Annotated in this window: 2 protein-coding genes; both read right to left on the bottom strand. The window is 33.9% G+C overall.

Annotated elements, in window-relative coordinates:
- Positions 1-265: 265 nt before the first annotated feature.
- Positions 266-1,312 carry a serine hydrolase gene (locus EZV73_RS28125; protein ID WP_240843914.1) on the bottom strand — a complete coding sequence of 349 codons (1,047 nt, stop codon included), beginning with the start codon at positions 1,310-1,312 and terminating at the stop codon, positions 266-268.
- A gap of 154 nt (positions 1,313-1,466) precedes the next feature.
- Positions 1,467-2,582: a GGDEF domain-containing protein gene (locus EZV73_RS28120; RefSeq protein ID WP_240843913.1), complete on the bottom strand. Its 1,116-nt coding sequence runs from the start codon at positions 2,580-2,582 to the stop codon at positions 1,467-1,469.
- Between the last annotated feature and the right edge of the window lie 150 nt (positions 2,583-2,732).

The following is a 2,732-nucleotide window of genomic DNA, read 5'->3' as shown; positions in this document are numbered from 1 at the left end:
ATGACTTAGAAAAACTTGATGATCTATTACCATGGTCAGATAAGTTACCTGATATTTGCAAAAAGAAAGCTGACTAAATGATAACCGGATTTGCATACAAATGCATATCCGGTTATTTCATTCTAGGTACGTATGATTGACCGTTTACATTACTTTAATCAATACAAGCTGAAAAACATCCTATGCGCAAATATAATACTATGATAAAAAAAAGTTTTGAGAGGTGTTCTCTCAAAACTTTTTATCAAAATCATATATAGTTCAACTATTTAGAAACTTCGATTTCATTACGAATGATTTTAACAATACGATCGTAAATAACCTGTGTCGTCAGCTCGGTTTCATCACTAACTGTATTTACAAACTGAATGACAACAGCATCGATATCACTGTGGTAATAGGCTATACTTTGATAACCCAGTACCCAACCTTTATGACCATATTCATACAATGAATCATAAATAACTTGTTCATCCTTTGTTAACAAACTTCCATCGTTTAATGCCCTCACAAATATACCGACATCCTCTGCTGTTGCCAACATACCAAAATCAATATCCTTAAAATCATTATCTAATCCAACATAGTAGCCACTCATAACATCATCCATAGCCACATCCGAAAGAGAAGCATATGTATCCTCTAAACCTAACGGATTAAGAATTTCCTCTTCAATATACTGAAATTTGTCATATCCCAGGACATTATTCATGATTTCAGCCAGGAGCAAGTAATTCGTATTGGAATACTCATAATCTTCATCTGGATCAAAGCTTGCAGGCAAATTGAATACTAAATCAAGTGATTCTTCCATCGTTTTAGGAGGATTATCCCATTTGTAACCATCTTGATCTGTAAAATTAGGAATACCACTACGATGTCTTACCATCATTCTTAGAGTTATTTCCTCTGCATTTTCAATCTTCCCAACTAGTTCTGGAAAGAAATCTGCTAATGTATCATCTAAGGATAGTTTTTCATCCCCCACCATTTTAGTAAGTGCCACTGCATCATATAGCTTTGCAATACTTGCAATCTTAAACAGATTATGAGCGTTTGCTGCTATATTATTATCCCTATCTTTCATGCCAGCAGTATAAGTTTGAGGTGGTCTACCCTCTACATCCACATATACAATAATACCATCTAAACCACGCCTTGTAGCATCACTTACTTGTTCTTGCACAGTATCAGGAAGTGGTGATAACCATGTCAAAATACCATCCCATGGAGGCAACAAGACAAGTGTGAGTAGTCCGATTGGAATCATAATCATACGTAAAACTCTAACTATATTCTTCTTTTCTTTCATCTATAAACACCTTCTTTTCATATATTATGTGACAAGTATAGCAATGAAGCCAGTTGCAAACAAGCAAGCAGCCTTGTAAACTTGTCAACCTCTGGTTGCATCTGCACTAATATTTAGAATCACCAAGAGACTGGCACATACCAGTCTCTACTACTTATCTTTTCTCTTTTTTTGTAATGTACATATTTTCATCTACAATAGCGAGAACATCTGAATAATGGTTCTCTTGAGGATCAAATATAAAATAATGTCCCATACTCAATTGAATTTTATATGGTTTGATATTCTTATTATTATATGCTGACAAATGGCTTTCAATCCGTTTCATCACAAGATTTCCAGCTTCCTCTTCACTCGTTTCTAACAACAACATGAACTCATCTCCACCATATCGACTAGCCATATCAATATGCTTTATAGAATGTTCTAAGATACTTGCAACTGTAACAAGAACCTTATCACCTTCTTCATGACCATAAGTATCATTGATAAGCTTAAACCTGTCCATATCAATCATTACTAGAGTAAAAGCTTTTGATCTTTTTAACTTTCTTTTTAAGCGTTGCTCAAACTGACCTCTTGTCACCAAACCGGTCAATGTATCCCTTAACATATCTTCACGTTCTATAAAGATGAATATAAACAATGATAAAAGCGTAAACATGGTCCACATAGCTGGTATGCCATAATTAAAAGCTTGAATGATTGCCCCCGTAATCGGCATCACTGTAAAGGAAAGCATAACAATCAAGAGACGCCCTTCTATGGATTTCATGTACTTAATCATCGAGATGGCATAAAGTAGTAGGACAGACAGTGAAATAGCAACTGTAAAGTACATACCAGGTCCTCGACTGTATACATTTACATCACTTATTCTAAATAAAATCCCAGTCCAATAATTGCTGATATTCAATATTGACATTACAGCAATCAAAGATCCATATAAGATTATTCTACGTTTTCTAATTGACTCATGTTTAATGACTCGATAATCAAAATAAAGAAACAATGAAATCATTGGCAGTAGATTGATATTGTACAAAATACTGTTTGTTATGAAATGAAGACGAACAGCCCACTTCGTTGTAAAAGTCATAAGAGGCCATGAAGCCCCTTCAAATAAGAGCACACCAATATTGCAACAAACCGAACCAATAAAAAGCCACATTGTTTTTGTTTTCTTTGAAGTAGCCCATAAAGTATATCCCAGTATAAATGAAAGAATAGATAAAGCATAAAAGTAGATATATAAACGAGTATTTAACATCTCTTCTCCTTGTATAATGAAGTTAAGTAGTTTAGCTACTGTTTCATTATTTTATATTTACTGTATATATAACATAGGTGCTGTGAATTAGTTTCTTCTCCTGTAGCTAGACTACTTGTTTGAGACAATAATCACATATCTATGTTTTTC

The organism is Acidaminobacter sp. JC074 (assembly GCF_022496765.1).
Classification (GTDB): domain Bacteria; phylum Bacillota; class Clostridia; order Peptostreptococcales; family Acidaminobacteraceae; genus JABXKX01.
The sequence above is the reverse complement of the archived record's forward strand: the minus strand, read 5'-3'. Positions and strand labels throughout refer to the sequence as shown.

Excerpts from the sequence above, each read along its gene's own strand:
- EZV73_RS28125 (WP_240843914.1), bottom strand. The coding sequence starts at position 1,312 with ATGAAAGAAAAGAAGAATATAGTTAGAGTTTTACGTATGATTATGATT.
- EZV73_RS28120 (WP_240843913.1), bottom strand. The coding sequence starts at position 2,582 with ATGTTAAATACTCGTTTATATATCTACTTTTATGCTTTATCTATTCTT.